We start from the raw sequence: 21405 nt of genomic DNA, 5'->3' as shown, positions 1-21405 counted from the left end.
AGGTCACGTCCAGCCGGGGAATTGTTTCTATGCTCAGAGCCACCCTCGCCGACGCCAATCGGAGCTCCCATGGCAACCCCGTCCCTGGCCAGCCAGCCGCCACTGGTCCACAGCGATGCTCGCCCGCAGCTTTCACACAAACCCGGGCGCGCCACCCTCGTGCTGTTCTTCGGCCTGCTGCTGGCCGGCATCGCCTACACCGCCTGGAGCCTCAAGCAGGACGTGGCCGCCAGTGGGACGGCAATCACCACCGTCACGCCGTTTCTGCTGCTGGGCCTGGCGCTGCTGATTGCCCTGGGCTTCGAATTCGTCAACGGTTTCCATGACACCGCCAACGCGGTGGCCACGGTGATCTACACCCACTCGCTGCCGGCACCGGTGGCGGTGGTCTGGTCCGGCTTGTGCAACTTTCTCGGCGTGTTGCTTTCCAGTGGCGCGGTGGCGTTCGGCATCATCGCCCTGTTGCCGGCAGAGCTGATTCTACAGGTCGGTTCCTCGGCTGGCTTCGCCATGGTCTTTGCCTTGCTGCTGGCGGCGATCATCTGGAACCTCGGCACCTGGTGGCTGGGGTTGCCGGCGTCCTCCTCGCATACACTGATCGGCTCGATCATCGGCGTCGGCGTGGCCAACGCGCTGATGCATGGGCGTGATGGCACCAGCGGGGTCGACTGGGCGCAGGCCAGCAAGGTCGGCTATGCCCTGCTGTTCTCGCCGCTGATCGGCTTCGCCTGTGCCGCCGTGTTGCTGCTGGCGCTGCGCGCGCTGGTCAAGCGCAAGGCGTTGTACCAGGCGCCGGAAGGCCGCACGCCGCCACCGTGGTGGATCCGCGGGGTGCTGATCCTGACGTGCACCGGGGTGTCGTTCGCCCACGGCTCCAACGACGGGCAGAAGGGCATGGGTCTGATCATGCTGATTCTGGTCGGCACCCTGCCGATGGCCTATGCCCTGAACAAGACCATGCCCAGCGAGCAGGCCCTGCAGTTCTCTGCCGTTGCCGAAGTCACCCGCCAGGCGCTGGTCCACACCGCGCCGGCGCCGGCCCCCGGCGACCCCCGCCAGGCATTGACCGCGTTCATTGCCGAGCCCAAGGCCACGCCCCAACTGGTACCGGCACTGGCCGCGCTCACCGGCCAGATCGGTGACCAGGTCAAAGGCTACGGTTCACTGAAGCGCGTGCCGGCCGAAGCCATGGCCAACGTGCGCAACGACATGTACCTGGCCAGCGAAACCATCCGCCTGATCGAAAAGAAACAGCTGGTGGCATTTGACGCCGACACCCACAGCCAGGTGCTGGCGTTCAAGACGCAACTGGACGACGCAACCCGCTACATCCCGCTGTGGGTCAAGGTGGCGGTGGCCATCGCCCTGGGCTTGGGGACGATGGTCGGCTGGAGACGTATCGTGGTGACGGTGGGCGAGAAGATCGGCAAGACCCACCTGAGCTATGCCCAGGGGGCTTCGGCGGAATTGGTCGCCATGTGCACCATTGGTGCGGCGGACATGTTCGGGCTGCCGGTGTCGACCACCCACGTGCTGAGTTCGGGGGTGGCCGGGACCATGGTCGCCAACGGCTCGGGGATTCAGAAGCGCACGCTGATCAACCTGCTGATGGCCTGGGTGCTGACGCTACCTGCGGCGATGCTGTTGGCCGGCAGCCTGTACTGGCTGCTGAACCAGATTTTCTGATCCGCAATGAACGCTTTTTTGTGGGAGCGGCCTTGCGTCGCGAAAGGGGCGCGAAGCGGCCCCAGGATTTCTGCGCCATTACATATCGCTGGGGGCTGCTTCGCAGCCCTTTCGCGACGCAAGGCCGCTCCCACAAAGGCCGCACCTGCAGGAAGTGGCGTGAGCTGATCAGGCGGGAATTTTCAGGCCACGCTGCACGGCTGGCCGTTCAAGGAACTTCGCCAGCACCCGCTGCACTTCCTTGAATTCATCGAAGCCCACCAGCTCGCGGGCGTTGTAGCGTTCTACCAGGTTGCGCACCCAAGGGAAGATGGCAATATCGGCGATACTGTATTCGTCGACCATCCACTCACGCCCTTCCAAGTGGCGGTCCAGCACGCCCAGCAGGCGCTTCGATTCGTTGACGTAACGGTCCCGCGGGCGCTTGTCTTCGTATTCCTTGCCGGCAAAGAAATGGAAGAAGCCGACCTGGCCGAACATCGGCCCGATGCCGCCCATCTGGAACATCAGCCACTGCAGGGTCTGGTAGCGCTGGGCCGGATCCTGGCTCAGCAACTTGCCGCTCTTTTCCGCCAGGTACTGCAGGATCGCCCCCGACTCGAACAGCGGCAACGGCTGGCCGCCTGGGCCGTTGGGGTCGAGGATCGCCGGGATCTTGTTGTTGGCACTGAGCGAAATGAACTCGGGGCTCAGTTGATCATCGTTATCGAAGCTGACCTTGTGCGGCTCGTAGGCCAGGCCGATCTCCTCCAGCATGATCGACACCTTGACGCCGTTGGGCGTGGGCAGCGAGTACAGTTGCAGGCGCTCAGGATGCTTCGCAGGCCATTTATGGGTGATGGGGAAAGCGCTCAGATCGGTCATGCTCGGTCCCTGCAGGAGTGAAACTCATCACTCTAAGGACATTGCTCTGGTTTGACCATCTCCGAGCAATTGGCAGACGACGCGCAAGCCTGAGCAGAATCGAGTACTCCCCTGCCTGGCATTTCTACCAGTAGACGCCCCTATGCTTAAGTCATACCGTCCAGCTGTAAGCACTGCACAATCTGTGCGGGCACCAGAGGAACGGACCATGCCCACGACACTCGAAATCAACCTGATGCTCGAAGGACGGACAGGAACCTCGCCAGCGCAACTTACAGTTTATCGGCAAGACTGGTGGGAGGATGGCTTCGATATCGAAGCCATCAGTGAAGAGCACAATCAGCGACCTCAATACTGGCTGCGCTTGACGGGGCACAATGCACCGAAGAAAGGCACATACCGACTTGATGGCGACGATGATCGTGAAGATCGTCTGCTTATCGAATTCGGCCTCTACAATCGTGATGTCCAGCCGATTGAAAACGGTGCGTTCATTCTCGAATCGATCGAGTTTAACCAACGCTCGTTAAAAGGAGAGTTCGAGTTCACTTGGGAACATGATGATGAGAAAGTCGAGGTCCAGTGCTGGGACCTTGAAGTGTTATCTCCATCTACGCATGACCATGAGCCTTGAGCTTGAGTTTTTCGGTGTCCACCCGCACGAACACCGAGTCGGCGCTGACCGTCAGCACATCGCCCGCCCAGACCTCACAGACGACCCGGGTCTTGCGCCCGACTTCACCTTCCACACGCGCCTTGAGCAGCAACTCTACCCCCATCGGCGTGGGCTTGAGGTAATTCAGCCCGAGGCTGCCGGTGACACAATCGATGCGCGGCAGGCTGCCCGCTTCGCGGCCTTCGGCGCGGTAGTGGTAGGCCATGGCGGTCCAGTTCGAATGGCAGTCGACCAGCATCGCCAGCAGGCCGCCATAGACCAGGCCGGGCCAGCCGATGTAAGTGCTGTCGGGTGAGTGCCGGCACAGCAGGTGAATACCGTCGGCGTCCCAGTGGCTTTGCAGGTGCAGGCCGGAGGGGTGGGAGCAACCGCAGCCGAAGCAGGTGCCTTCGGGGGCAGCGAGGGCCTGGAGGGAAAGGGGGTTATCGTTCATACGCAGCCTTGTGCTTGTTGGAATGGGGGCGCGAAACGCCCCCATTAAAGCAGAAAGTTCAAGCCGGCTGGGCAACCACCTTGCCGCCCTTCTGGGTCAGCGACACCAGCAGGATGAACAGGGTCACGCCAGCGGTCATCAGCGTCTCGTAGCGGTAGGCGTCGCTGAACAGCATGTAGCCCAGGACCATGACGATGGTGCCGATCACCAGCCAGGTCAGCCACGGGAACAGCCACATCTTCAGCTCCAGCGGCCGCCCTTCACGTTCGGCACGAGCGCGCATGCGCAGTTGCGACACGGCGATCACCAGGTATACCAGCAAGGCGATGGCGCCCGTGGTGGACAGCAGGAAGCCAAAGACCTTGCCCGGCAGTACATAGTTGACGAAGCAGCCGACGAAACCGGCCAGGGTCGAAAGGAGCACCGCCACGGTCGGCACGCCAGCACCGGAAATGCGCTTGGTCATGCTCAGCGCCTGGCCGCGGGCACCCAGCGAATAGAGCATCCGCGAAGCGGTATAAAGGCCGGAGTTCATGCAGCTGGTCACGGCCACCAGCACCACCAGGTCGACCAGCAGCTTGGCGCCCGGCACGTTGAGCACTTCCAGCACGCGCTGGAACGAGCCCACCGCTTTCAGGCCAGGGTCGTTCCAGGCTACCAGCGACACCACCAGGAAGATCGACGCCAGGTAGAAGATGGCGATGCGGTACACCACCAGGTTGGTGGCACGGCGGATCTTGTCTTTCGGGTTGGCGGTCTCGTCGGCAGCAATGGTGACGATCTCGGCGCCGAAGAACGAGAAGATGGTGATCAGCACGCCACCGAGCACGGTGCCGAAACCGTTGGGCATGAACCCACCGTTGTCCCACAGGCGGCTGATGCCGGAAACCTCGGCCAGCGGCCAGACGCCGAACACGGCCAGGCTGCAGACCGCGATGAAGGCGATGATGGCGACCACCTTGACCAGCGCGAACCAATATTCGAACGCACCGAAGTTCTTCACGCTGACCAGGTTGCTGCCCGACAGCACGACCATGATCAGGAAAGCGAACAGCCAGGATGGCACGCCCGGGAAGTAGGCATGCAGGATGTCTGCACCGGCGATGGCCTCGACCGGGATGATCAGCACCCAGAACCACCAGTACAACCAGCCGATGGTAAAGCCTGCCCAGGGGCCGATGGCCTCCGAGGCGTAAGTGGAGAACGAGCCGCTGTTGGGGTTGGCGATGGCCATTTCGCCCAGCATGCGCATCACCAGCAGCACCAGCAGGCCGGTCATGGCGTAGGAGATGAGAATGGCCGGGCCCGCCGTGGCGATGGCGTTGGAAGAACCGATGAACAGGCCGGCGCCGATGATGCCGGCAATGGAGATCATGGACACCTGACGCGAGGTCAGGCCGTGCTGCAAGGAACGCTGTTTGTTGTTGTGTAGCGAAGCCATGAAGAACCCTCGAATGGGTCGGCCGGCGTGCGGCTTGAGTGCCGTCGTCGGCTGAAAAGTTGGAGCAGAAGTCGGGTAGGTCGTATTGCTCGTTGTTGTTGTTTTATGTCGCCGGTCGCGCCGTTACCTCCTCTTCGCCGTACCGGTTGTAATCGTTGATCGAGGTCAGTATTAATCTATAGGGCGAGGTCAACAAACGACCTTTTCGAAGCACATGATTCCAATACGGAATGAACTTCATCTTTTTTTGCTCGGTACGCGCCTGCCATGTCCAAACGCCTGATGCCCTCGACCACCGCCCTGCAGTGCTTCGAAGCCGCCGCCCGGCACCTGAGCTTCACCCGCGCGGCGCAGGAGCTGCACCTGACCCAGAGCGCTGTCAGCAAGCAGGTTGCGCAACTCGAGGACATGCTCTCGCATTCGCTGTTCCAGCGTATCCGCCGGCGCTTGCACCTGACCCCGGCCGGCGCGCTGTACCTCGCCGAAGTGAACAAGATCCTCAACCAGATCGACATCTCCAGCCGCTACATCCTCAGCTACGGCGACGAGACCGAGGTGCTGCGCATCGCCACCCAGCCAACCTTCGGTGCGCGCTGGCTGGTACCCAGGCTCAAGGGCTTCGGCGACCGCCACCCGCGCATCCACCTGGACATCCGCAACGAGCTGGAGCCGTTCGACCTGGTGCAGGCCAAGGCCGATATCGCCTTCTTCTTTGGCCAGGGCACCTGGCCGGGGGCCACCTGCATCGAGCTGTTCAGCGAGGAGGTGGTGCCGGTGTGCGCACCCGAGCTGCTGGCCCGGCACCGCTTCGACAGCGCCGAGGCACTCACCGAACACCGGCTGCTGCAGTGCGCATCACGGCCAGAGGCCTGGCATGAGTGGTTTTTGGGGTTGGGCTTGCACAGCCAGAACAGCTACCACGGGCCGCGCTTCGACACGTTCTACCTGTGCATCCGCGCGGCCATCGCCGGCAGTGGCATTGCCCTGATTCCGCGCTACCTGGTGGCTGAAGAACTGAGCGAAGGCAAGCTGGTGGTGGCCTGGGACCACCCGGTGGCGAGCAATGGCCGGCATTTCATCGCCCACGCCGAACACGCCGCCGAAGTGCCCAAGGTCAAGGCCTTCGTGCAGTGGATTCGTGAGCGGGTGGCCGAGGGGGATTGATGTCGCCTGTACCGGCCTCTTCGCGGGCGAGCCCGCCCCCACAGGTAATGCACAAGGCTTGAATCTTGCGCTGATCCTGTGGGAGCGGGCTTGCCCGCGAAGAGGCAAGTTCATGAATCTTAGGAATGATCGCAATCGAATAATTCGTTTGCGGAATAATACCGCGGCGCGCTTGGATATTAAGAAACTCGAACAAGGTCCGCGTGCCCATGAAACTGGAAAGTATCAGTCAATCCATTGCCATCGTTCATCCGATCACACTTTCCCATGGCCGTAATGCCGAAGTCTGGGATACCGACGGCAAACGCTACATCGACTTTGTTGGCGGTATCGGGGTGCTCAATCTGGGCCACTGCAACCCGGCGGTGGTCGAGGCGATCCAGGCCCAGGCCAGCCGCCTGACCCACTACGCGTTCAACGCCGCGCCCCATGGCCCGTACCTGGAGCTGATGGAGCGCCTGCGCCAGTTCGTCCCGGTCAGCTACCCGCTGGCCGGCATGCTCACCAACAGCGGTGCGGAAGCGGCGGAAAACGCCCTGAAGGTCGCCCGCGGTGCCACCGGCAAACGCGCCATCATCGCCTTCGACGGCGGCTTCCACGGCCGCACCCTGGCCACCCTGAACCTCAACGGCAAGGTCGCGCCCTACAAGCAGCGGGTCGGCGAATTGCCGGGGCCGGTGTACCACCTGCCCTACCCCAGCGCCGATACCGGCGTCAGCTGCGAGCAGGCGCTCAAGGCCATGGACCGCCTGTTCAGCGTCGAATTGGCGGTGGAGGACGTGGCGGCGTTCATCTTCGAACCGGTGCAGGGCGAAGGCGGCTTCCTCGCCCTGGACCCAGCGTTCGCCCAGGCACTGCGGCGGTTCTGCGATGACCACGGGATCCTGATCATCATCGACGAGATCCAGTCCGGCTTCGGCCGCACCGGCCAGCGCTTCGCCTTCCCGCGCCTGGGAATCGAACCGGACCTGCTGTTGCTGGCCAAGAGCATCGCTGGCGGCATGCCGCTGGGCGCCGTGGTCGGGCGTCAGGACGTGATGGCAGCACTGCCCAAGGGTGGCCTGGGGGGCACCTATTCGGGCAACCCGATCGCCTGCGCGGCAGCACTGGCAAGCCTGGCACAGATGACCGACGAGAACGTCGCCACCTGGGGTGAGCGCCAGGAACAGGCTATCGTTGGCCGCCATGCCTGCTGGAAGACCTCGAACCTGAGCCCGTACATCGGCCGCCTGACCGGTACCGGCGCGATGCGCGGTATCGAGCTGGTCAATGCCGACGGCAGCCCGGCGCCCGTGCAGTTGGCCAAGGTGATCGAAGCGGCGCGAGCCAAGGGGCTGCTGCTGATGCCCAGCGGCAAGGCGCGGCACATCATTCGCCTGCTGGCGCCGCTGACCATCGAGGCCGAGGTGCTCGAGGAAGGGCTGGATATCCTCGAGCAGTGCCTGGCTGAACTGAGCTGAGGGTTACAGGCCCAGTTCTTCAGGGGTGAGCATGTCGGACTCGAAGGCGATCCAGCCGCCTTCGAGTTCGGCATGGCCGTTGACGATCGGGCCGTAGTAGGTCAGGCCATTCTCCAGGGTCACGCAGATGTGCGTGGCGGTTTTTTCGGGGGCCGCGAGCGTACCGACGAAATGCACCTTCTTCAGGGTTTCGGTCACCGCTTCCAGCCCGACGCGCATGCCCGGGTTTTCCGAGGCTTCGGTGTCCCCCCCGCGGTCTTCGGCACTGATGGTCACGGTGGCGGTGTAAGGGTACTTGGTGCTCAAGCGGGGTTACCTCAAAAGGGTGTCTGGGTATATGGGCGCGTAGAGTACGGCAGGCGATCTCCGTTGTCTCTACCGGCCTCTTCGCGGGTAAACCCGCTCCCACAGGAATTTCACATTGCTCAAGGTGTGCACGGTACCTGTGGGAGCGGGCGAGCCCGCGAAGAGGCCAGGCCTGCAAAAGCTGCCCCGATCTGTTAGGGTGCCCGCCGATGCACGCCACACCACACGAGGACACCTGAGTGAGCGCCGAAGAACCCCTGATCGCCGACCTGTTCGAGGTCGACAAACGCCTGACCCTCAAGCCCGTCGTGGATTTCAACAGCTTCCTGCGCAACGCCTTTGGCGAAGGCCCGTGCCGCTGCCACCGCTGCGCCGAAGGCAGCGACCAAAGCAGCTACAGCCACGCCCACACGTTCACCTTCGAAGGCCGCCCGTGGCATCGCCGCTTCGCCAGCACCGCAGGCAGCGACGTCGCCCAGGTACTGAAAAAGGCCTGGCTGTCGTACACCAAGGCCGACCTCACCCTGCTCGGCGCGCTGGACCTCACCACCCTCAAGACATTCACTGAGGTCGCCCTGCACGAGCGCCTGCTGGCCCTGCTGCCGGCCAGCGGCCTGGCCCGCGAAATCGACGGCCAGTGGATGCTGCAAGCCCAGGCTGACTGACGGCCCGGCGGTCAGGCAGGATTCCCCCGCTCTGCTACCGTGGGGGAATCCGCCCATCTGCAGGTAGTCCGTCATGGCCCGTACAACGCCCATCGAGCTGTACCGCAATATCGGCATCGTCGCCCACGTGGACGCTGGCAAGACCACGACCACCGAGCGCATCCTGTTCTACACCGGGGTCAACCACAAGATGGGCGAGGTGCACGATGGCGCCGCGACCATGGACTGGATGGCCCAGGAACAGGAGCGCGGCATCACCATCACCTCGGCGGCGACCACGGCCTTCTGGCAGGGCTCGACCAAGCAGTTCGCCGACAAGTACCGCTTCAATATCATCGACACCCCCGGCCACGTCGACTTCACCATCGAGGTGGAGCGTTCACTGCGCGTACTGGATGGCGCGGTGGTGGTGTTCAGCGGCGCCGACGGCGTCGAGCCGCAGTCCGAGACGGTCTGGCGCCAGGCCAACAAGTACCACGTGCCGCGCCTGGCCTATATCAACAAGATGGACCGCCAGGGCGCCGACTTCCTGCGTGTGGTCAAACAGATCGACCAGCGCCTGGGCCACCACCCGGTGCCGATCCAGCTGGCCATCGGCAGCGAAGAGAACTTCATCGGCCAGATCGACCTGGTGAAGATGAAGGCGATCTACTGGAACGACAATGACCAGGGCACCAGCTACCGCGAAGAAGACATTCCCGCCGAACTGCAGGCGCTGGCCGACGAATGGCGCGCGCACATGATCGAGGCCGCGGCCGAAGCCAATGATGAACTGACCATGAAGTTTCTCGAGGGCGAGGAGCTGAGCGTCGATGAAATCAAGGCAGCCTTGCGCCAGCGCACCATCGCCAATGAAATCGTACCGACCATTCTCGGCTCGTCGTTCAAGAACAAGGGTGTGCCGCTGATGCTCGACGCGGTGATCGACTACCTGCCCGCGCCCTCGGAAATCCCGGCAATCAAGGGCACCGACCCGGACGACGAGGAAAAGCATCTGGAGCGTCACGCTGACGATAAAGAGCCCTTCTCCGCCCTCGCCTTCAAGATCGCCACCGACCCCTTCGTCGGTACCCTGACCTTCGCCCGGGTGTATTCCGGTGTGCTCAGTTCGGGCAACGCCGTGCTCAACTCGGTGAAAGGCAAGAAGGAACGCATCGGCCGCATGGTGCAGATGCACGCCAACCAGCGCGCCGAGATCAAGGACGTGTGCGCCGGCGACATCGCCGCGCTGATCGGCATGAAGGACGTCACCACCGGCGACACCCTGTGCGACATCGACAAGCCGATCATCCTCGAACGCATGGACTTCCCCGACCCGGTGATCTCGGTGGCGGTGGAGCCGAAGACCAAGGGCGACCAGGAGAAGATGGGCATCGCCCTGGGCAAGCTGGCCCAGGAAGACCCGTCGTTCCGTGTGCGCACCGATGAAGAAACCGGCCAGACCATCATTTCCGGCATGGGCGAACTGCACCTGGACATCATCGTCGACCGCATGAAACGCGAATTCAATGTCGACGCCAACATCGGCAAGCCGCAGGTGGCCTACCGCGAGAAGATCCGCAACACCTGCGAGATCGAGGGCCGCTTCGTTCGCCAGTCCGGCGGGCGCGGGCAGTATGGCCACTGCTGGATCCGCTTCGCCCCCGGCGATGAAGGCAAGGAAGGCCTGGAATTCATCAACGAGATTGTCGGCGGCGTGGTGCCGCGCGAGTACATCCCGGCGATCCAGAAAGGCATCGAGGAACAGATGAAGAACGGGGTACTGGCCGGCTACCCGCTGATCAACCTGAAGGCAGCGGTGTACGACGGCTCCTACCACGACGTCGACTCCAACGAGATGGCCTACAAGATCGCGGCGTCCATGGCCACCAAGCAGCTGTCGCAGAAAGGCGGTGCGGTGTTGCTGGAGCCGGTGATGAAAGTCGAGGTGGTGACACCGGAGGAGTATCAGGGCGATATCCTCGGCGACCTGAGCCGACGTCGGGGGATGATCCAGGATGGCGACGAGACCCCCGCCGGCAAGGTGATCCGCGCCGAAGTGCCGTTGGGCGAGATGTTCGGCTATGCCACCTCGATGCGCTCGATGACCCAGGGGCGGGCAAGCTTCTCGATGGAATTCACCCGCTATGCCGAGGCACCGGCTAGCATTGCCGATGCCATCGTCAAGAAAAACCGCGGGGAGTGAGCATTTTTCCTGTACCGGCCTCTTCGCGGGCACGCCCGCTCCCACAGGGATCGCATATTCCCTGTGGGAGCGGGCGTGCCCGCGAAGAGGCCGGTGCAGGTCACAACGATAGTCAGTGCTGCTCGCCAGCCCGCTTCAGCAGCTTCTTGCAACGCTCCGACAGATGCACCACCCGCAGATGCTTACCCGCCTTGGCATAACGCTCACGCAAGGTCTTCAACGCCGCAATCGCCGAATAATCGACAAAGCTCAGATGCTGGCAATCAAGGATGACCTTGGCCGGGTCATTGGCGGGGTCGAACTGGTTGAGAAACGGTGTGGTCGAGGCAAAGAACAACGTGCCATGCACCTGGTAATGCTTGCCCCCTTCCCCGTCCTCGTGGCTGTCGGCATACAGCTCACGGGCATGCTGCCAGGCAAAGTTGACCGCCGCGATGACAATGCCGAACAGCACCGCCACCGCCAGGTCGGTGAACACCGTCACCACGGTCACGGCGATGATCGCCAGCACGTCGCTCACCGGTACCTTGTGCAGCACCCGCAACGAGGCCCAGGCAAAAGTCTGCTGGGCCACCACGAACATCACCCCGACCAGCGCCGCCAGCGGAATGCGCTCGATCAGCGGCGACAGGAACAGTACGAACAGCAAGATCATCAGCCCCGCTACCACGCCTGACAACCGGCCACGGCCATTGGAGCTGAGGTTGATCACGGTCTGGCCGATCATTGCGCAGCCCCCCATGCCACCGCACAGGCCGGAGACCATGTTGGCCGCCCCCAACGCCACGCACTCGCGGTCCGGGTAGCCACGGCTCTCGGTGATCTCATCGGTAAGGTTGAGGGTCAGCAGGGTTTCCAGCAGGCCGACCATGGCCATCAGCACTGCGTAGGGGACGATGATTTTCAGGGTTTCCAGGTTCCAGGGCACCGCCGGCAGGGCCAGCTGCGGCAGGCCACCGGCAATATGCGCCATGTCACCGAGGGTGCGGGTCGGCAGGCCGAGCAGGTACACCAGCATGCCAACACCGAGAATCGCCACCAGCGCAGGCGGCACCGCACGGGTCAGTTTCGGCAACACATAGACCACCAGCATGGTCAGCGCCACCAGGCCGATCATCAGGTACAGCGGTGCGCCACTGAGCCAGTGCCCACCGTCCTTGAAGTGCTCGAGCTGGGCCAGGGCGATGACGATCGCCAGGCCGTTGACGAAGCCGAGCATCACCGGGTACGGCACCAGCCGCACCAGTTTGCCCAAACGCAGCAGGCCGAACAGGATCATCACCACCCCGCCCAGCAGGACGGTGGCCAGCAGGTATTGCACACCATGCTGCACCACCAGGGCGACGATCACCACCGCCATCGAGCCTGCGGCACCGGAGATCATCCCCGGGCGGCCACCGAACAGCGCCGTCAGGGTGCAGATGATGAAAGCGCCATACAGGCCCATCAATGGATTGAGGTGGGCCACCAGGGCGAAGGCGATGCACTCGGGCACCAAGGCGAACGAAGTGGTCAGGCCGGCGAGCAGGTCGGCACGTAGTCGGGCGGGTTTCATGGGCATCCTGTGGTGCGGTCCGGGCGGACGGTACGGAAAAACAAGGGGCGCGATGTTACGGAATTTGTCTGACAGCGGCCACCGCAGCGCCACGGCTTTCCTCAATTATTCGGCGGACAATATTTTATAGTTGGCCGGATAATTGAGGATAAAAGCCGTAGCCCGGCAGACTCCTGACAAATTTGCCATCATGTTGATTCCACCTGCGGAGATCATGGACATGCCGCTACGCCCCCTCTTCACTGCCCTGCTGCTGACTGCCAGCCTCACCGCCCAGGCCGCCACCGAAGTGGTGCCCCTGCAGCATCGCAGCAGCGCCGAACTGCTGCCCGCCGCACAGGCCTTCATTGGCCGCGACGGCACGGTGAGCGCTTTCGAGAACAAGCTGATCGTCAATGCCAGCCCCGAGCGCATCGATGACCTGCGCACGCTGCTGCAACAGTTGGACACCGCGCCCAAGCGCCTGCTGATCAGTGTCGACAACAACGACAGCAACTATCAGGACACCCGCGGCAACGGCCAGGTCATCCGCTACGGCACCAGTAACCGCGATGGCGGCTTGCAGCAAATTCAGGCCAGCGAAGGTCAGCCGGCATTGATCCAGATCGGCCAGAGCATCCCGATTACCAGCAGCAGCACCGACGGCTACGGGCGCATTCAGAGCAACACCGAATATCGCAATGTGACCCAGGGTTTCTACGTCACGCCGAGCTTGAGCGGAGATACGGTTCGTCTGCAAATTAGCAGCAATAATGACCGAGTGAGCCAGGAACGTGCCGATGTAGTGAAAGTGCAAAGTACCGACACGACAATCACCGGCAGGCTCGGTGAGTGGATCACCCTGGCCGGCTACAACCAGCAGAGCCAAGCCGACCGCAACCCTTCAAGCCGCACCTACAGCACGCAACGGGGTGAAAACATGACTTTGCGCGTCAAAGTCGACCTTCTGGACTGATCCCAGGCAATTCAAGGCCTCGACCAAAGGCCTTGAAACTGACCGCCAAGTCGCATTAGACCAAAGATGTAGTAATAGAAAAAAACCACTACAAAACATTTGACAGGGTCTTTTTGCCAAGGGCATGATGGCCTCGCTCCCGCTAATCAGGGGCCCTGGCAAGGGCCTTCGAGGCGCCCTCCTCCCACCCCTGGAGGCACCTCGTGTCTATACGGCCCACAAGGCGGTTCGACGGGATTGCGACTGCAACGAAGAAGTTGTCCCGAGGGACGGAAGCGCATCACCGCAGTTCTGGCAATCGCGTAGCACCGCAGCAAGGCAACCACGAGCCGACCTGCCGGAGCGCAACTGCGCCTGACCTGCATCTCCTTCCCCTTCGAGCCTTCGCGTTCGCCGCCGCATTCCCCCGCACAGGACAGCCGCCAGTCCCTGATGAGCCCCGAGCATCAGCACAATTAACCCAAGATCGATGCGACGAGGTTTATTTCCATGGCACTGACACGCGAACAGCAAATTGCAGCCCTCGAGAAAGACTGGGCCGAGAACCCGCGCTGGAAAGGCGTGACCCGTACCTACACCGCCGCCGATGTCGTTCGCCTGCGTGGCTCCCTGCAGCCGGAGCACACCCTGGCCCGCCTGGGTGCAGAAAAACTGTGGAAGCTGGTCACCGAAGGTGCCCACCCGTCCTTCCGCCCAGAAAAAGATTTCGTCAACTGCATGGGCGCCCTGACCGGCGGCCAGGCAGTGCAGCAGGTCAAGGCCGGCATCCAGGCCATTTACCTGTCTGGCTGGCAAGTGGCCGCCGACAACAACTCGGCCGAATCCATGTACCCAGACCAGTCGCTGTACCCGGTCGACTCGGTACCGACCGTGGTCAAGCGCATCAACAATGCATTCCGCCGCGCCGACCAGATCCAGTGGAAAGCCGGCAAGAACCCGGGCGATGAAGGCTACATCGACTACTTCGCGCCGATCGTGGCTGACGCGGAAGCCGGTTTCGGCGGCGTGCTGAACGCCTACGAGCTGATGAAGAACATGATCGAGGCAGGCGCCGCCGGCGTGCACTTCGAAGACCAGCTGGCCTCGGTGAAAAAATGCGGCCACATGGGTGGCAAGGTACTGGTACCGACCCAGGAAGCGGTGCAGAAGCTGGTGGCCGCACGCCTGGCTGCCGACGTATCGGGTGTACCGACCATCATCCTGGCCCGTACCGACGCCAACGCCGCCGACCTGCTGACCAGCGACTGCGACCCGTACGACCAGCCGTTCGTGATCGGCGAGCGTACCCGTGAAGGCTTCTACAAGGTGCGTGCCGGCCTTGACCAGGCAATCGCCCGCGGCCTGGCCTATGCCCCGTACGCCGACCTGATCTGGTGCGAGACCGCCAAGCCGGACCTGGACGAAGCCCGTCGCTTCGCCGAAGCGATCAAGAAGGAGTACCCGGACCAGATCCTGTCGTACAACTGCTCGCCTTCCTTCAACTGGAAGAAAAACCTGGACGACGCGACCATCGCCAAGTTCCAGCGCGAGCTGTCGGCCATGGGCTACAAGCACCAGTTCATCACCCTGGCCGGCATCCACAACATGTGGCACGGCATGTTCAACCTGGCGCACGATTACGCCCGCAACGACATGACCGCCTACGTTAAGCTGCAAGAGCAGGAATTTGCCGACGCCAACAAGGGCTACACCTTCGTGGCGCACCAGCAGGAAGTCGGCACCGGCTACTTCGACGACATGACTACCGTGATCCAGGGTGGCGCTTCGTCGGTGACTGCACTGACCGGTTCGACCGAGGAAGAGCAGTTCCACTGATCGTGGCTTGCTGACTGAGGCCCGGGGCTTGCGAAAGCCCCGGGCTTTTCATTTTCCTGTACCGGCCCTTTCGCGGGCACGCCCGCTGCCACAGGAACTGCGCACAGTTCGAAGGCTGTGGTTATCCTGTGCGGGCGTGCCCGCGAAAGGGCCAGTACAGGCTGAAGCAATTCCCGGGATCAGGGCTATGCTTGTGGCAGCCCAGCAGCAAGGACCGCCCATGCCCCGTCCAAGCCACCTGATGATGCTCGCCCTGGCCGCCGCCGCGCTCTATCTATATGCAGTGGCCAGCGACAACGCGCTGCTCGGCCTGCTGGCCAAGCCCATTCCAGTCATGGCACTGATTGCCTGGCTATACACAGCCCCCGCTACACCCTATCGCCGCCGGATCACCATCGGCCTGGCGTTCTCGGTACTGGGCGACATCCTCCTGGCCATCCCGGCCGACCTGTTCGTGTTCGGCCTGGCCGCGTTCCTTTGCGCTCACCTGGCCTACCTGCGCGCCTACTGCGGCAAGACCATCCGCCCCGCCCTGCCCGCACTGCTGCTAAGCGTCATCACCGGCGTCACCCTGTTCGGCGTACTGGCCAGCCACGGCCTTGGCCCGCTGCTGACTCCGGTCTCGGTCTATGCCCTGGCCATCAGCGCCATGCTCTGGCGCGCGCTTGCCTGCGGCGGTGTCGCCGCTTTGGGGGCCTGCCTGTTCGTCTTCTCCGACAGCCTGATCGGCATTGACCGCTTCGTCAGCCCGTTCGCTGCCGCGCCCTACCTGGTCATCCTTGCCTACTGGCTGGGCCAGTGGGCGATCGCTTCGTCAGTCCGTCATGGCTCAAGCGCTGAAGTATTGACCCAGAGCGGTGCGCGCAGCACCGGAAGCTGCTAGAACACGGGTCTTTCGCATTTACAAGTAGGGTGAATCTGCAGATGAACTTTACAAGGCACAGAACAGCCAAATTCAAAGGCATCAGATCAAATGATATCAATTATCATTACGAAGTTTGTAATTCGTTACCACTCGCAAGAAACATAATTAACAAAACCGCATGCAATGCCCGAATCTCAAGGCTTTCAGCCAGTTAGGCGCGGGTTTTGTACTAAATCCTACGAATAAATTTGCAACGGAAATTTTACTTGCACCGGGTTTACCCATAAAATCAGCCCGATTGATTCAGCTGCGACATTTGGTCACTGCACCTGCGACACCACGTCGCCGCTCTACTTATTTCAGACTGCAGAGCTGGGTCTCTGTATAAGGATTTCTAGCATGTCCGATTCGGCAGGACTCATCGCCCACAACTGGGGCTTTGCCATCTTCCTCCTGGGTGTCGTCGGCCTGTGTGCCTTCATGCTCGGCCTGTCCAGCCTGCTCGGTAGCAAGGCCTGGGGCCGCGCCAAGAACGAACCTTTCGAATCCGGCATGCTGCCCGTCGGCAGCGCCCGCCTGCGCCTGTCCGCCAAATTCTATCTGGTCGCGATGCTGTTCGTGATCTTCGATATCGAAGCCCTCTTCCTGTATGCATGGTCTGTGTCCGTCCGCGAAAGTGGCTGGACCGGATTCGTCGAAGCACTCGTTTTCATAGCAATTCTGTTGGCTGGTCTTGTCTACCTATGGCGCGTCGGAGCCCTTGACTGGGCACCCGAAGGTCGCCGCAAGCGGCAAGCGAAGCTGAAACAATGAGGCTTTGGCAATGCAATACAATCTCACCAGAATCGATCCGGATGCGCCCAACGAGCAGTACCCGGTAGGTGATCGGGAAACCGTCACAGACCAGCTGCTCGAGGACCAGGTCCACAAGAACATCTTCATGGGCAAGCTTGAAGATGTGATGCGTGGCGCGGTCAACTGGGGTCGCAAGAACTCCCTCTGGCCGTACAACTTCGGCCTGTCCTGCTGCTACGTGGAAATGACCACGGCCTTCACGGCGCCCCACGACATCGCCCGCTTCGGCGCCGAAGTCATCCGGGCCTCGCCGCGTCAGGCCGACTTCATGGTCATCGCCGGTACCTGCTTCGTCAAAATGGCGCCGATCATCCAGCGCCTGTATGAGCAGATGCTCGAACCGAAGTGGGTCATCTCCATGGGTTCGTGCGCCAACTCCGGTGGCATGTACGACATCTACTCGGTCGTTCAGGGGGTCGACAAGTTCCTCCCCGTGGACGTCTACGTGCCTGGCTGCCCGCCGCGCCCTGAGGCTTTCCTGCAAGGCTTGATGCTGCTGCAGGAGTCGATTGGCCAAGAACGACGCCCGCTTTCCTGGGTGGTTGGTGATCAAGGCATCTACCGTGCCGAGATGCCAGCCCAGAAGGACCTGCGTCGTGAACAGCGCATTGCGGTTACCAACCTGCGCAGCCCCGACGAAGTCTGATCCAGCGACCTGCCGCCCGCTCCCGAAAGAGCCGGCGGCCTGGCTTCATTCTTAACGCTGACCCAAAGCGACCGAGACCATGACAGCGGACAACGCTATTTTCATTCCGCCTTACAAGGCAGACGACCAGGATGTGGTCGTCGAATTGCACAACCGTTTTGGCGCCGACGCATTCGTCGCCCAGGAAACCCGCACCGGCATGCCTGTGCTGTGGGTAAAGCGCGCCCAGCTCAAAGAAGTGCTGAGCTTCCTGCGCGGCGTCGCCAAGCCGTACAGCATGCTGTACGACCTGCACGGCGTCGACGAGCGCCTGCGCACCCAGCGCCGCGGCCTGCCCGCTGCCGACTTCAGCGTTTTCTACCACTTGCTGTCGATCGAACGTAACAGCGATGTGATGATCAAGGTGTCGCTCAGCGAAGGCGACCTGAACCTGCCGACCGTGACCGGCATCTGGCCCAACGCCAACTGGTACGAGCGCGAAGTCTGGGACATGTTCGGCATCGACTTTGCCGGCCACCCGCACCTGAGCCGCATCATGATGCCGCCGACCTGGGAAGGTCACCCGCTGCGCAAGGACTACCCTGCCCGCGCCACCGAGTTCGATCCCTACAGCCTGACCCTGGCCAAGCAGCAGCTTGAAGAGGAATCGGCGCGCTTCAACCCGGAAGCCTGGGGCATGAAGCGTCAGGGCGCCAACGAGGACTACATGTTCCTCAACCTCGGCCCGAACCACCCTTCGGCCCACGGTGCCTTCCGTATCGTCCTGCAGCTGGACGGTGAAGAGATCGTCGACTGCGTGCCGGACATCGGTTACCACCACCGTGGTGCCGAAAAAATGGCCGAGCGCCAGTCCTGGCACAGCTTCATTCCCTACACCGACCGTATCGACTACCTCGGCGGGGTGATGAACAACCTGCCGTACGTGCTCGCGGTCGAGAAGCTGGCCGGCATCAAGGTGCCACAGAAGGTCGACACCATCCGCGTGATGCTGGCCGAGTTCTTCCGTATCACCAGCCACCTGCTGTTCCTGGGTACCTACATCCAGGACGTCGGCGCCATGACCCCGGTGTTCTTCACCTTCACCGACCGCCAGCGCGCCTACACCGTGATCGAGGCGATCACCGGTTTCCGCCTGCACCCGGCCTGGTACCGCATCGGTGGCGTCGCCCACGACCTGCCACGCGGTTGGGACAAGCTGGTCAAGGACTTCGTCGAATGGCTGCCCAAGCGCCTCGACGAGTACGAGAAGGCCGCCCTGCGCAACAGTATCCTCAAGGGTCGTACCATTGGTGTTGCCGCGTACAACACCAAGGAAGCGCTGGCCTGGGGTACCACCGGTGCCGGCCTGCGTGCCACCGGCTGCGACTTCGACCTGCGCAAAGCGCGCCCGTACTCCGGCTACGAGAACTTCGAGTTCGAAGTACCGCTGGCCCACAACGGCGATGCCTACGATCGCTGCATGGTCCGTGTCGAGGAGATGCGCCAGAGTATCCGCATCATCGACCAGTGCCTGCGCAACATGCCGGAAGGCCCGTACAAGGCGGACCACCCGCTGACCACGCCGCCGCCGAAAGAGCGCACCCTGCAGCACATCGAAACCCTGATCACGCACTTCCTGCAGGTCTCGTGGGGCCCGGTCATGCCGGCCAACGAGTCGTTCCAGATGATCGAGGCGACCAAGGGCATCAACAGTTACTACCTGACGAGCGATGGCGGCACCATGAGCTACCGCACCCGGATCCGTACTCCGAGCTACCCGCACCTGCAGCAGATCCCTTCGGTGATCAAAGGCAGCATGGTCGCCGACCTCATTGCGTACCTGGGCAGTATCGACTTCGTTATGGCTGACGTGGACCGCTAAGCATGAACAGCACGCTTATCCAGACAGACCGTTTCGCCCTGAGCGAAACCGAGCGCTCGGCCATCGAGCACGAAATGCATCACTACGAGGACCCGCGCGCGGCGTCCATCGAAGCCCTGAAGATCGTCCAGAAGGAACGTGGCTGGGTGCCGGACGGCGCCATCCACGCCATCGGCGAAGTGCTGGGCATTCCCGCCAGCGACGTCGAGGGTGTGGCCACGTTCTACAGCCAGATCTTCCGCCAGCCGGTTGGCCGCCACATCATCCGCGTGTGCGACAGCATGGTCTGCTACATCGGTGGCCACGAATCGGTGGTCAGCCAGATCCAGAGCGAACTGGGCATCGGCCTCGGCCAGACTACCGCGGACGGGCGCTTCACCCTGCTGCCGGTGTGCTGCCTGGGCAACTGCGACAAGGCCCCGGCGCTGATGATCGACGACGACACCTTTGGTGACGTACAGCCGGCTGGCGTTTCCAAACTGCTGGAGGGTTACGTATGACCATTACTTCCTTCGGCCCGGCCAACCGCATCGCGCGCTCGGCCGAAACCCACCCGCTGACCTGGCGCCTGCGTGACGACGGCGAGCCAGTGTGGCTGGCCGAGTATGAGTCGAAGAACGGCTACGCTGCCGCGCGCAAGGCGCTGGCCGACATGTCGGCCGACGACATCGTGCAGAGCGTCAAGGACTCCGGCCTCAAGGGCCGCGGTGGCGCTGGCTTCCCCACTGGCGTGAAGTGGGGCCTGATGCCCAAAGACGAATCCATGAACATCCGCTACCTGCTGTGCAACGCGGACGAAATGGAACCGAACACCTGGAAGGACCGCATGCTGATGGAGCAACAGCCCCATCTGCTGGTCGAGGGCATGCTGATCAGCGCCCGCGCCCTGAAGGCCTACCGTGGCTACATCTTCCTGCGTGGCGAATACACCACCGCGGCGAAGAACCTCAACCGTGCCATCGACGAAGCCAAGGCCGCAGGCCTGCTGGGCAAGAACATCCTGGGTTCGGGCTTCGACTTCGAGCTGTTCGTGCACACCGGGGCCGGGCGCTACATCTGCGGTGAAGAAACCGCACTGATCAACTCCCTCGAAGGCCGTCGCGCCAACCCGCGCTCCAAGCCGCCCTTCCCGGCCGCCGTTGGCGTATGGGGCAAGCCAACGTGCGTGAACAACGTCGAGACCCTGTGCAACGTCCCGGCCATCGTCGCCAACGGCAACGACTGGTACAAGTCGCTGGCCCGTGAAGGCAGCGAAGACCACGGCACCAAGCTGATGGGCTTCTCCGGCAAGGTGAAGAACCCGGGCCTGTGGGAACTGCCGTTCGGCGTTACCGCCCGCGAGCTGTTCGAAGACTACGCTGGTGGCATGCGCGACGGCTACAAGCTGAAGTGCTGGCAGCCTGGCGGCGCCGGTACCGGCTTCCTGCTGCCCGAGCACCTCGACGCCCAGATGTATGCCGGTGGCATCGCCAAGGTCGGCACCCGGATGGGTACCGGCTTGGCCATGGCGGTCGACGACAGCATCAACATGGTCTCGCTGCTGCGCAACATGGAAGAGTTCTTTGCCCGCGAGTCGTGCGGCTGGTGCACCCCGTGCCGTGACGGCCTGCCATGGAGCGTGAAGATGCTGCGCGCGCTGGAGAAAGGCCAGGGCCGCGCCGAAGACATCGAGACGCTGCTGGGCCTGGTCAACTTCCTCGGCCCGGGCCGTACCTTCTGTGCTCACGCACCGGGTGCCGTCGAGCCGTTGGGCAGTGCTATCAAATACTTCCGGTCCGAGTTCGAGGCTGGTGTCGCGCCAGTGTCCGCTGCAGACAGCCTGCGCCCTGACCTGGCCAAGCCGATCGTGGTCGGCGCATAACAAGATGACAAGGCGGGTGGCCCGTGCCGCTCGCCAGCTGACAGGCCCGAGTCGATCGTGGCGTGTCGCAAGCTCACCGATTTCCATTAGCCACGCCCGCTCACGCGGGCCA

The 21405-nt window shown here is 62.6% G+C and carries 19 protein-coding genes; 14 read left to right on the top strand and 5 right to left on the bottom strand.

The window, feature by feature from the left end:
- Positions 1-69 precede the first annotated feature (69 nt).
- Positions 70-1686 (top strand): inorganic phosphate transporter, encoded by a 1617-nt coding sequence (locus tag CQW31_RS20110; protein ID WP_099815228.1) that lies wholly within the window; start codon positions 70-72, stop codon positions 1684-1686.
- Positions 1687-1854: 168 nt separating this feature from the next.
- On the opposite strand, the gene CQW31_RS20105 is transcribed toward CQW31_RS20110, so the two are convergent.
- Positions 1855-2550, bottom strand: a complete 696-nt coding sequence (locus CQW31_RS20105) for a glutathione S-transferase N-terminal domain-containing protein (RefSeq protein ID WP_054884896.1) — start codon at positions 2548-2550, stop codon at positions 1855-1857.
- Between the two features lie 208 nt (positions 2551-2758).
- Here CQW31_RS20105 and CQW31_RS20100 point away from each other — a divergent pair, with 208 nt between their 5' ends.
- Positions 2759-3184, top strand: coding sequence for a hypothetical protein (locus CQW31_RS20100; protein ID WP_099815227.1), 426 nt, complete (start codon positions 2759-2761; stop codon positions 3182-3184).
- Here CQW31_RS20100 and CQW31_RS20095 read toward each other — a convergent pair.
- Both CQW31_RS20095 and CQW31_RS20090 read right to left on the bottom strand, forming a co-directional pair.
- Entirely contained in the window at positions 3162-3659 is a 498-nt protein-coding gene (locus CQW31_RS20095) for a PaaI family thioesterase (RefSeq protein ID WP_054884894.1), read from the bottom strand. The two genes, CQW31_RS20100 and CQW31_RS20095, sit on opposite strands and share 23 nt — an antisense overlap.
- Positions 3660-3717: 58 nt before the next feature.
- On the bottom strand, positions 3718-5100 hold the full coding sequence (locus tag CQW31_RS20090) for an amino acid permease (RefSeq protein ID WP_099815226.1): 1383 nt from the start codon (positions 5098-5100) through the stop codon (positions 3718-3720).
- A 267-nt stretch (positions 5101-5367) separates the two neighbouring features.
- Between CQW31_RS20090 and gcvA the strand changes: the two genes are divergently transcribed.
- Together gcvA and CQW31_RS20075 are read left to right on the top strand one after the other, a co-directional pair.
- On the top strand, positions 5368-6264 hold the full coding sequence (gene gcvA, locus CQW31_RS20085) for a transcriptional regulator GcvA (RefSeq protein WP_099815225.1): 897 nt from the start codon (positions 5368-5370) through the stop codon (positions 6262-6264).
- 209 nt (positions 6265-6473) lie between these two features.
- Positions 6474-7724: an aspartate aminotransferase family protein gene (locus CQW31_RS20075; RefSeq protein WP_099815224.1), complete on the top strand. Its 1251-nt coding sequence runs from the start codon at positions 6474-6476 to the stop codon at positions 7722-7724.
- 3 nt (positions 7725-7727) lie between these two features.
- On the opposite strand, the gene CQW31_RS20070 is transcribed toward CQW31_RS20075, so the two are convergent.
- Entirely contained in the window at positions 7728-8030 is a 303-nt protein-coding gene (locus CQW31_RS20070) for a hypothetical protein (protein ID WP_054884890.1), read from the bottom strand.
- Positions 8031-8269: 239 nt separating this feature from the next.
- On the opposite strand from CQW31_RS20070, the gene CQW31_RS20065 reads away from it, so the two are divergent.
- Positions 8270-8695 carry a hypothetical protein gene (locus CQW31_RS20065; RefSeq protein WP_099815223.1) on the top strand — a complete coding sequence of 142 codons (426 nt, stop codon included), beginning with the start codon at positions 8270-8272 and terminating at the stop codon, positions 8693-8695.
- A 73-nt stretch (positions 8696-8768) separates the two neighbouring features.
- Positions 8769-10880: an elongation factor G gene (fusA, locus tag CQW31_RS20060; RefSeq protein WP_054884888.1), complete on the top strand. Its 2112-nt coding sequence runs from the start codon at positions 8769-8771 to the stop codon at positions 10878-10880.
- Positions 10881-10992: 112 nt separating this feature from the next.
- Here fusA and CQW31_RS20055 read toward each other — a convergent pair whose 3' ends face one another.
- Positions 10993-12435, bottom strand: coding sequence for a SulP family inorganic anion transporter (locus CQW31_RS20055; RefSeq protein ID WP_054884887.1), 1443 nt, complete (start codon positions 12433-12435; stop codon positions 10993-10995).
- Positions 12436-12655: 220 nt separating this feature from the next.
- Here CQW31_RS20055 and CQW31_RS20050 point away from each other — a divergent pair, with 220 nt between their 5' ends.
- The 8 genes from CQW31_RS20050 to nuoF all read left to right on the top strand — a co-directional run bounded on the left by CQW31_RS20050 (position 12656) and on the right by nuoF (position 21293).
- On the top strand, positions 12656-13390 hold the full coding sequence (locus tag CQW31_RS20050) for a secretin N-terminal domain-containing protein (RefSeq protein WP_054884976.1): 735 nt from the start codon (positions 12656-12658) through the stop codon (positions 13388-13390).
- Between the two features lie 489 nt (positions 13391-13879).
- Positions 13880-15205 carry an isocitrate lyase gene (gene aceA / locus CQW31_RS20045; protein WP_054884886.1) on the top strand — a complete coding sequence of 442 codons (1326 nt, stop codon included), beginning with the start codon at positions 13880-13882 and terminating at the stop codon, positions 15203-15205.
- Positions 15206-15425: 220 nt separating this feature from the next.
- A complete protein-coding gene (locus tag CQW31_RS20035; RefSeq protein ID WP_099815222.1) occupies positions 15426-16088 on the top strand; it encodes a lysoplasmalogenase in 663 nt (220 codons plus the stop codon).
- 381 nt (positions 16089-16469) lie between these two features.
- Positions 16470-16883: an NADH-quinone oxidoreductase subunit A gene (locus CQW31_RS20030; RefSeq protein ID WP_011534614.1), complete on the top strand. Its 414-nt coding sequence runs from the start codon at positions 16470-16472 to the stop codon at positions 16881-16883.
- 10 nt (positions 16884-16893) lie between these two features.
- Positions 16894-17571, top strand: coding sequence for an NADH-quinone oxidoreductase subunit B family protein (locus CQW31_RS20025; protein WP_027920598.1), 678 nt, complete (start codon positions 16894-16896; stop codon positions 17569-17571).
- Positions 17572-17650: 79 nt separating this feature from the next.
- The gene (gene nuoC / locus CQW31_RS20020) at positions 17651-19432 is read left to right on the top strand and encodes an NADH-quinone oxidoreductase subunit C/D (protein WP_054884885.1); all 1782 of its coding nucleotides are present in this window, start codon (positions 17651-17653) and stop codon (positions 19430-19432) included.
- 2 nt (positions 19433-19434) lie between these two features.
- A complete protein-coding gene (gene nuoE, locus CQW31_RS20015) occupies positions 19435-19932 on the top strand; it encodes an NADH-quinone oxidoreductase subunit NuoE (RefSeq protein WP_003251433.1) in 498 nt (165 codons plus the stop codon).
- Entirely contained in the window at positions 19929-21293 is a 1365-nt protein-coding gene (gene nuoF / locus CQW31_RS20010) for an NADH-quinone oxidoreductase subunit NuoF (RefSeq protein ID WP_099815221.1), read from the top strand. Before nuoE ends, nuoF begins: the two co-directional genes overlap by 4 nt.
- The last annotated feature ends 112 nt before the right edge of the window (positions 21294-21405 follow it).

It is taken from the genome of Pseudomonas sp. 382 (assembly GCF_002759075.1).
In the GTDB taxonomy this organism is placed as follows: domain Bacteria; phylum Pseudomonadota; class Gammaproteobacteria; order Pseudomonadales; family Pseudomonadaceae; genus Aquipseudomonas; species Aquipseudomonas vlassakiae.
The sequence above is the reverse complement of the archived record's forward strand: the minus strand, read 5'-3'. Positions and strand labels throughout refer to the sequence as shown.

What these genes read in the sequence shown, in the direction of transcription:
- CQW31_RS20110 (WP_099815228.1), top strand. Translation starts at nt 70, where the DNA reads ATGGCAACCCCGTCCCTGGCCAGCCAGCCGCCACTGGTCCACAGCGAT.
- CQW31_RS20105 (WP_054884896.1), bottom strand. Translation starts at nt 2,550, where the DNA reads ATGACCGATCTGAGCGCTTTCCCCATCACCCATAAATGGCCTGCGAAG.
- CQW31_RS20100 (WP_099815227.1), top strand. Translation starts at nt 2,759, where the DNA reads ATGCCCACGACACTCGAAATCAACCTGATGCTCGAAGGACGGACAGGA.
- CQW31_RS20095 (WP_054884894.1), bottom strand. Translation starts at nt 3,659, where the DNA reads ATGAACGATAACCCCCTTTCCCTCCAGGCCCTCGCTGCCCCCGAAGGC.
- CQW31_RS20090 (WP_099815226.1), bottom strand. Translation starts at nt 5,100, where the DNA reads ATGGCTTCGCTACACAACAACAAACAGCGTTCCTTGCAGCACGGCCTG.
- gcvA (WP_099815225.1), top strand. Translation starts at nt 5,368, where the DNA reads ATGTCCAAACGCCTGATGCCCTCGACCACCGCCCTGCAGTGCTTCGAA.
- CQW31_RS20075 (WP_099815224.1), top strand. Translation starts at nt 6,474, where the DNA reads ATGAAACTGGAAAGTATCAGTCAATCCATTGCCATCGTTCATCCGATC.
- fusA (WP_054884888.1), top strand. Translation starts at nt 8,769, where the DNA reads ATGGCCCGTACAACGCCCATCGAGCTGTACCGCAATATCGGCATCGTC.
- CQW31_RS20055 (WP_054884887.1), bottom strand. Translation starts at nt 12,435, where the DNA reads ATGAAACCCGCCCGACTACGTGCCGACCTGCTCGCCGGCCTGACCACT.
- CQW31_RS20050 (WP_054884976.1), top strand. Translation starts at nt 12,656, where the DNA reads ATGCCGCTACGCCCCCTCTTCACTGCCCTGCTGCTGACTGCCAGCCTC.
- aceA (WP_054884886.1), top strand. Translation starts at nt 13,880, where the DNA reads ATGGCACTGACACGCGAACAGCAAATTGCAGCCCTCGAGAAAGACTGG.
- CQW31_RS20035 (WP_099815222.1), top strand. Translation starts at nt 15,426, where the DNA reads ATGCCCCGTCCAAGCCACCTGATGATGCTCGCCCTGGCCGCCGCCGCG.
- CQW31_RS20030 (WP_011534614.1), top strand. Translation starts at nt 16,470, where the DNA reads ATGTCCGATTCGGCAGGACTCATCGCCCACAACTGGGGCTTTGCCATC.
- CQW31_RS20025 (WP_027920598.1), top strand. Translation starts at nt 16,894, where the DNA reads ATGCAATACAATCTCACCAGAATCGATCCGGATGCGCCCAACGAGCAG.
- nuoC (WP_054884885.1), top strand. Translation starts at nt 17,651, where the DNA reads ATGACAGCGGACAACGCTATTTTCATTCCGCCTTACAAGGCAGACGAC.
- nuoE (WP_003251433.1), top strand. Translation starts at nt 19,435, where the DNA reads ATGAACAGCACGCTTATCCAGACAGACCGTTTCGCCCTGAGCGAAACC.
- nuoF (WP_099815221.1), top strand. Translation starts at nt 19,929, where the DNA reads ATGACCATTACTTCCTTCGGCCCGGCCAACCGCATCGCGCGCTCGGCC.